Here is a 9,061-nt window from a genome sequence, read left to right on the forward strand (position 1 = left end):
CAACAAATAGAAAATCGAGAAATTAGGCAATATGTAGTCTGTGCTTAATGTTATTTATTTTTCATCAAAATAATGATTTTCATATATTAGCTTTTGATATCTGACTCGTTCAAACATGTATTGGAAAAGCTGCCTTTAAATAAATGATGATCACTAAACGATAAATGCTTGGGAAGAGTAAGATGCGTATTGGAAAAATACTATTATTATTGTCGGCATTTTTTACGTTCTTTGTGCATCCCGTACTTGCAGACATGCTGGTCGAGGATCTGACGCAGCTTAGTTCCAAACGGGTTAGTCGGTATGTTAGCGAATTTGAGTATATCGTTAACATTACCAACGAAGGCCTTAACGCAGAAAACATTTCCTTAAGTGTGACCAGTTCACTGGCACCCACCACCATTGTCAATGGTAATATAACCTTTGCGAACTTGTCCGCTGGCGAGTCAGGCGCAAGTAACAACAGATTGATTTTCAGGCACGACCGCAGAATACCCTATGACCCAGCAGCCCTTAATTATGCCTTTAGTTTCAATGAAATCACTGGAACAGACAACGACGGCGACGGGGTAACGGTAGAAGCAGGTGACTGTGATGATAACAATGCAGACATTCATCCCGGTGCCACAGAAATTCCCGACAACGGCATAGATGAAGATTGTAGTGGTGCAGATGCCGTAACTGTATCTGACGTAGACGGAGATGGCTTCTCTGTAAAAGGCGGAGATTGTGACGACACAAATGCCAACATAAATCCCGGTGCAACCGAGATTGCCAACAATGGTATTGATGAAGATTGCAGCGGTGAGGACCTAATCACTGACAGTGATCAAGATGGCTATACGGTTGAAGCTGGGGATTGTGATGATAACAATGCCAGTATAAATCCGGGAGCCACAGATATCCCAAACAACGGCATAGATGAAGATTGTAGCGGCGCAGATCTCATCACCGACAGTGATCTGGATGGCTTCACTCTGGATGACGGTGACTGTGATGATAACAATGCCGCTATCAATCCAGACGCCCAAGAAATAGCCAATAACGGCGTTGACGAGGATTGTAATGGTAGCGATCTAGTTACACCGTCAGGGGACGTCGACAAAGACGAAGATGGCGTCACACCTAATGATGGAGATTGTGATGACAATAATCCCGCTATTTATCCCGGTGCCACCGACATTGCTAACAACGGCATAGATGAAGATTGTAGCGGCGCAGATACACTACTTGTGTCGGCCTTTTCGGTCAAAATCACCTCGCCACAATCTCTGGCTACCGTTGGTGCTACACCCATTCAGGTTGATGGTACGGTAGACGATGATGCGGTTATTTTAACCGTCAACGGTGTTGAAGTTACACACTCCGGAGGTCAATTTTCTATCTTTGTAGCGCTTGAAGAAGGCCTTAATACTATTCTTGCCAGAGGGAGTAAGAATTCTGAGCAGGTGACTGATAGCATTTCAATTTCACTCGATCAAACCCCACCTTTTGTGACTATTGAATCGCACAAAGATGGTCAGGAGGTTTTTTCAGATAAGATAACCATAACCGGTCTTATTAACGACATAGTTAGAGGTACGATAGAGCAAGCTCAGGCCAATGTAAGCGTAAATGGCAAGCCAGCATCCATATCCAACCGCAGTTATGCCGTTATAGATGTGTCTCTGAGTGAGGGTGAAAACACCATCACCGCGACCGGGGCTGATCAAGTTGGCAATGTCGGCGGTACATCCATCAAGGTGAACTATACAGTTCCACAAGGTAGACGACTTGTGTTGTTAGACGGTCAAAATCAGAGTGCAACCATCAATACAGTATTACCAACACCCTTAGCGGTACAAGTACTGGATGACAACCTAGACCCTGTCCCCAATGAAGCTGTGGTTTTCAGAGTTACACAGGGTTCAGGCTTAGTTGGCGCAGGATCATCTGAGGAAGGCAGGGCGGTGGTAGTTGATACAAATGCTCAGGGCAATGCAGAAACCACTTTTTTGCTGGGCTCCCGTGTCGGTGTGGCCAATCATAAGATACGAGCTCAGGTTGTAGGTTACGACGACGAGTTGATATTCAACGCCAGTGGCACAGGAAAATTAGGAAATAAAATAAGCATAAACTCCGGTAATAATCAACGTGGCGCTGTTGGTCAAGTATTAGCCGAACCGTTAGTGGTGGCGATAACCGATGACGGCGCAAATGTCGTGACTGGTGCGAGGGTCGAATTTACGGTTACCAAAGGTGAAGGTTTGCTGCAAAATGCCAGCAAAATCTATGAAACCACCACTGATAGTGATGGACGGGCAACCACTGAACTGACACTTGGTTACCTGACAGGGATTAGTGCACAACGGATCACCGCGAAATTGCTAGACGCAGCGCCTGGTGCCTTGCTAACAGCCGGTTTTAGTGCAACTGGTTTTGTCGCTGCCGATCCGGGTGATACCCGTATCAGTGGCGTAGTGTTAGACAATCAAGACCAGCCCATTCCAGGTGTGACTATTCGTATAAAAGGAAGCAACAGAGAGGATCAAACCGATACACAAGGTCAATTCCAAATCACTCAGGCGCCGATCGGCCCTGTGCATTTAATAGCCGACGGCTCAACCGCGGCTGCCGAACTCGGAGAGTTCCCCTCCCTGTCGTTTAATCTTGTTACCATTCCAGGTGTAGACAACCCGCTTCCATCACCTATATACATGGTGAAACTAGATACCCAAAACGCGGTGAATGTAGGGCCGGTAGATGTGGAATTAACTCTGGATAAATATCCCGGCTTCAAGTTAGAAGTAGCCAAAGGTTCAGTTACCTTCCCGGACGGCAGTAAAGAAGGTTTGTTGTCAGTTACTCAGGTAAATGCGAACAAAGTCCCGATGGTTCCACCTAACGGCATGCAACCACAATTTATTGTGACCATTCAGCCAACGAATACCCACTTTGATCCGCCGGCTCGTCTGACCTTACCCAATATGGACGCCTTCCCACCCGGTGCGCAGGTGGAAATGTATTCTTATGATCACGATCTCGAAGAGTTTGTGTCTATTGGTTTGGGCACAGTCAGCGATGATGCAACTCTAGTCACATCCAATCCTGGTGTAGGGGTAATCAAAGCAGGCTGGCACTGCGGCAGTCAACCTGGTGGTGCCGGTTGTGCTCACAACTGCCCAGTTTGTCAGGACTGCGATGGTGATTGTAACTGTATTACCGCCGATAATGATCCACGAATTGATGTATGTAAAAAATGTAAAAACGGCAGCCCGATCGACAAAAAAATTGATAGCGTTAAAGTAAAATTGGCCGGTAAGAACGACGATGTGGTGGTCGCAAAAGGTAAAGCTGTGCCCTACGACGCCGATGTAAGCGGTGATTGTGGTGCCTACACCTACAAGTGGGATTTTGGTGACGCTAGTAACGCTAACGGCAAATCCGGTAATCATACCTACGCCGCGCTTGGCACCTTTACCGCAAAATGTGATGTGGAATGTACTGAATGTAGCACAGCCAATGGTAGCGACAGCAAAAAGGTATACGTTACAGAAGTTAAATATGAAGAGTTAGGCGACAAATATGGCTTCGACAATAAAACCAAACCGACAGAGCCATGGAAATCAGTAAAAAATGCCGATACCGATACTGTAAAAGCGCTTATTAACCCTGCTGCCGCCGCGCCAAAAGTTAAATTTAAAAGTTCAGCCACAGGCAAGGCTACGGTCGCACCGGCCATGGCAACGGCAAGCCCACAAACGTTAACCTTTACCGGTGTTGCTAAAGGTGAAACCAGTATTGATGCCAAGGGTGATACCGCCGATTCACTGGGGAAAATGGGCGTAGCCTCATACCCAGAAAAGACCTTTACGGTATCAGTACGTGTAGTTAATGAGAAAAAGGTCGACGCTGCCGACGTTGGGTATACCAGTACAGATCTAACCGATGCAAAAATAAAGGCTCACCTAGCCTTGGCCTACAAACAAGCCGTAGCCAAATGGACCTTAGTACGCACAGCAGCCTGCTCAGTAGATTTTGATCTCAACGATGACGGTAAAATAGATGTTGAGAGCTGGACAAGTACGGAAATGGATAAGCTCATAGCAGGTTGTAAAACTGCTAATAGCTACGATATTTTCCTCGTAGATAACCCCAGCGATAATAGTTTTGGATTTATGTCTTTCGGGCAGAAATATGGATTTGTCCATGCCGATCAAACTACTTCACCGGAAAAAAGTTTCGCCCACGAGTTGGGACATGGTGCTTTTAGTTTGCCCCATCCGAAGAGCGATCCCGCATGGCCATTTACTGATGGCACCAGTGAAAAAGACAACGTGAACTTGATGAGCCAAGGAGATAGTTTAACTAAATTTCGTTTAAGGAAGAAACAATGGGACGTCATAAATCCATGAATAAGATAAATTACCTTAAATCCAAAAGTATTCTAGTTTTGATCTGTATAGGTTTATTGAATTACTTGGCGTTGGTAGAAAATGTGAGTGCGGAAAGCGTAACAACAGAGCTCCACTCTGCGCTACAAGATGGAATAGAACAAGGGATTAACAAGGCAAAATCACTATTATCAAATAATCCAGCCAATGTCAGGCGTGAGGTTTTGACATCGTTAATGACAGAATCTGACAGACGTAAAGACAGGGACTTTGATACACGGATTACCAAGCTCATTATAGGTGAATATCTACTTAAGAAGCCAGAAACCTTACTTCTGACTTACGAGTGGCTATTACAAATGTCTTATCAAGTGCAGTCAGCTGATGTTTCAATCGGACTTCAGCCATTATTGAATAACGAATATTTAAGTAATGAAGATATTGTTTTATTAGGTGTTTTTAACGTAGTCGGATTCAGACCTATTTTGAACGACTTATATGCCACTACCCAAAAAAAAATCACCCACCCTAAACAACGAGCTAATTCAACAGCCACCTGGGTAATATTAATAATGCAGGCACGATATGGCAACCAAGACGCCATTAAACGTGTCCTATATGAATTGGAAAATAATTACGATGACATTATTAGAGTCACTCAGAAATTTAAGGATTTAAAACTCATTCCCAGCAGAGACGTCAGGGATTACTTATTAGGCTACTTATTCAGTGAAAAACGCCTGCCGCGAATTAAAGATAATGTTCAGGGCAGCTTATACGCATCGTATGCCGCGCAAGTACTTTCTGTGATAGATGAAAATTTTCCGATTAAAAAAGAACGCTTTAATGATGCAGATATCATCAAAGTAAGGCGGTGGTATGAGCAGAATAAAAGCGAAGTTTGACCCACAACGTCTCCGTTTTCGACGAGCAGTTGTTATACGAAGTCATGTATTTTGGCAACAAATATTGGATTGGATTATAGATTGAAGGTCTGTGAGTAAGGTTCAGACCACAAATTTGATAACTATAGGGTAATTTTACTCATGAAAGGTAAACACATCCGTAAAATGTTCTCTTCATTAACGAAGTGTTTAGTGTTATGTGCTTTTTCAGTAACCGTAAATGCTCAATTAGATGAGAACTGCATCGTTAATGTACTCAATCGCACCATCCAGGTGTCTGCTGATGGCGGTTGGTCGTTACCTAACATCCCTTCCAATCAAGGCAACATTCGAGCGCGTGTCACCTGTATCGACCCTGCAACGGGAGTGACAAGTTCAGGTCAGACCGATTTTTTCCGGATCAGTGAAAACGGTATTACCTACGTCGGTGACTTTCATTTTGACGTAACCAACCCCCCCCCTAAATCCATTGATTTTGCTAATACCACCCCCGTTTTGTTAAACAGCATGGGTGCTGACTTTCAGTTAATACTCACCGCCACTTTGAGTGATGACAGTACTGTAGACGTTACTAATGCGACATCAGGCATTAATTATTCCGTTACCAGCTCAGCTGTAGCAACAGTCTCTAGTAATGGTTTAGTCACTGCCACAGGTAATGGCACTGCACTTATTATTGCTCGTCTGGACGGAGCCTTAACGTCCAGAGTTTTTATGGTTACTACCGCCGGTGATCTCGATGGTGATGGTTTACCAGATGAATATGAGACCCAAAACGGCTTAAATCCCAATGATCCTATAGATGCATTAGAAGATCAGGATAAAGACGGTTTATCCACCATTGCAGAATTTAATCTGGGAACGAACCCCAATGTCGCCGACACTGATGGCGACGGCATTAAAGACGGCGAGGAGGTGATAGCGGGTACAGATGGATTTATCTCTAATCCACTTCTGGCAGATACTGATGGTGATGGGTTATCCGACGGAATTGAAGTGTTGGTTGGCTCAGATCCTGACGACATAAATGATGCTAATTATACTGCAGCGTTAGTTTCACTTAGTTCTTCACCCGCCAATGTTGTCCTGACGTTTAATGGTATAGATAACGAAGTAAGTACCCAACTAAACATTACTGGAACCCTAGTAGATGGTTCTGAATTAGTTCTAACTAGCTCAGCTGATACTACATACTCCTCCAGCGATTTAACCATTGTTAGTTTTGGGGCTACTCCGGGCGAAATATTCGGTGGACAGGAGGGCTCTGCCGTCGTCACAGTTGAAAATAATGGACGCTCAACACAAGTCCCCGTGACAGTTGAGACCTTTGAGCCTAAAGGCATTTCTAGTATAACCTTCAGCGGAACCGGTGTGGACACTGATGTGCAAGGTGATTACGTATACATAGCTGCCTCAAGTGGCGGCCTGCACATAGTTGATACAAACGACAAAGAAAATCCAACTATTGCCTCAAGCTTTAACACCACTGCAGGCGCGCTGGATGTCAAAGTACAAGGTCACACAGCCTATGTGGCAGTCGGTACTGCCGGCCTAGACTTGGTTGATGTCAGTGATCCTATGCTCCCCGTCCTTCTGTCAAACATAGATACAGGGGGCAGTGCCGTTGATTTGGCCATACAAAATGGTTATGCCTTTGTCGCAACCCAAAGTAGTGGTGTTGAAATTATAGATGTCAATGATGCTACCAAGCCTATTAGTACTGCTCTTATTGAAGGTATTGGCAGTATTGTAGGGGTTGATGTTAGCTCTGACCGTCTGGTGATGGCATCAAGTACGACCTTATATGTCTATGACATATCCGATATTAACTCTCCGGTCCGCCTGGGCAGTATCAACATTGGTAATATTCGTGCGGTGGTAACTGATGGTGAGTATGCCTACCTTGCGGCTTACACCAGTGGTTACAAAGTCGTTAACATTACCGACCCTATGGTGCCTGTTTTAGTTGGGGGTCAGGCGAATTTTTATCCTAGTGATGTAGAGCTAACCAATGGCTTTGCCTTTTTCTCGGACATTCTGTTCGTCAACGCCGTACCCTTTGTTAACCTGTCAGACCGTGAACAACCGATCTACCAGGGTGCGATAGATATCCGTCAATTTGGTGATAGGGACGCAACCGGGCTGTCACTGGATTCAAGCTATGTTTATTCCACCGGCAGTAACCGCTTATATATCTCCCAGTATCGCCTGATCAATGACAATCAAGGCATAGCACCACAAGTAGCGATTGATTACCCACTGGATAATGCATTAGTAGTTGAAGGCCGGCGTTTTATTGCTCGTGCCACTGCCACCGACGACATTGCGGTTCGGGTGGTCAACTTTATGTTGGACGGTACCCTGATATTTTCAGACACCACCGCCCCATACGAAGTACCGGTAACGGTAACCGGCGCTGCAGATACTGTCGAACTTAGCGCTAGTGCCGTTGATTTAGGCAACAATTCATCGCAAGCTTTAGTGACCCTCAGGGTAGAACCCGACACCGATGGGGATGGTTTAGGCGACGGTGAGGAGGCTGACCGTTATGCGACCGATCCCTTACTCGCCGATACGGATGAAGATGGTTTAAATGATGGAGAGGAAGTGGCTATTGGCTCCAATCCACTAGTCAAAGATACTGATAGTGACGGCATAGAAGATAAAACGGAGGTGGACGCAGGAACCGATCCTACCAACCCTGATATAACGCCACCTACCGTACTCACAACCGATCCGGTTTCAGAAAGTACCGATATCGCCGAAAACACCTCGGTCAGTGTAGTTTTCAGTGAACCGCTACGAAGTAAATCAGTCAACGAAGGCTCGCTGATTTTGCTGGCTGACTCAGGTGGCACTTTCGAAATACCCGGAATTTTGAGACTCATCTCAAACAATACCGAGTTGTTATTTACCCCGAATGGTCTGTTGCCAGACTTCACCACTCATACCATACAAATTAGTGGGGTTAGAGACGAAGCAGGCAACCCAATCGTTGATTTTGAAGCCAGTTTTGAAACCGGCAACTTCGTAGATACAGTGCGACCTACTGTAATAGATTCGAATCCGGTAGCAAACGCCACAAATGTGCCGGTAAATACCCAACCTATTGCGCTGTTATCTGAACCGATCGATCCTGATACTGTTTCACCCACTAGCTTCTATCTGCAAGATACTTTGTTAAACCAAAGAGTCGAGGGCGTCATCGTCTTAGCTGATGACAAATCGTCTTTGACTTTCGTGCCAAATACTCAGTTGCTGGTGGGCAGACGATATTATATGTATCTGACCTCTGGCATAAAAGATCTGTTCGGCAATACCTTGCCAGCCACTATTAAATACTTTACTACTGGGTTCAGTCCGGACATACAAGCACCACAGATAAGTCATACCACAATATTTGATGGACAAGACAATGTTCCTACCAATGTACGTCTGAAGATTAGTTTTTCAGAATCTATAAATCCGTTGTCGATGCAAAATATTCGCCTGGTAGACAATATCGGTGAGCCTGTATTTGTAAACCGCTCGCTTAGTAGCAACAGAATGACCGTTACTCTGCAACCTGGCAGTCCTTTGCAGGGTAATACGCGCTATCAATTACAAATAGACTCCATTGAAGATTTGGCCGGAAATTTAACACCAAGCTCAATTTTCATAGACTTCACAACAGCTATTGGCGCGGATACGACTGCAGGCATCCTAATATCCCGTAACATACCTAATGGTGCAACGAACATACCGCGGGATGCACAATTTGAGGTGGTTCTGAGTGAAAGACTG

3 protein-coding genes are annotated in these 9,061 nt (G+C 45.0%); all 3 read left to right on the plus strand.

The annotated features are described in order from the left end of the window. Positions 1 to 182: 182 nt before the first annotated feature. On the plus strand, positions 183 to 4,394 hold the full coding sequence (locus CXF95_RS11065) for a MopE-related protein (RefSeq protein ID WP_198556553.1): 4,212 nt from the start codon (positions 183 to 185) through the stop codon (positions 4,392 to 4,394). Further along, a complete protein-coding gene (locus tag CXF95_RS11070) occupies positions 4,391 to 5,278 on the plus strand; it encodes a hypothetical protein (RefSeq protein WP_157828127.1) in 888 nt (295 codons plus the stop codon). Before CXF95_RS11065 ends, CXF95_RS11070 begins: the two co-directional genes overlap by 4 nt. A gap of 141 nt (positions 5,279 to 5,419) precedes the next feature. Next, a partial coding sequence (locus CXF95_RS11075) for an Ig-like domain-containing protein (protein ID WP_198556554.1) occupies positions 5,420 to 9,061 on the plus strand: 3,642 nt, incomplete at its 3' end.

The sequence above is a fragment of the Paraglaciecola sp. MB-3u-78 genome (assembly GCF_002835935.1).
Classification (GTDB): Bacteria; Pseudomonadota; Gammaproteobacteria; order Enterobacterales; family Alteromonadaceae; genus Paraglaciecola.

What these genes read in the sequence shown, in the direction of transcription:
- CXF95_RS11065 (WP_198556553.1), top strand. Translation starts at nt 183, where the DNA reads ATGCGTATTGGAAAAATACTATTATTATTGTCGGCATTTTTTACGTTC.
- CXF95_RS11070 (WP_157828127.1), top strand. Translation starts at nt 4,391, where the DNA reads ATGAATAAGATAAATTACCTTAAATCCAAAAGTATTCTAGTTTTGATC.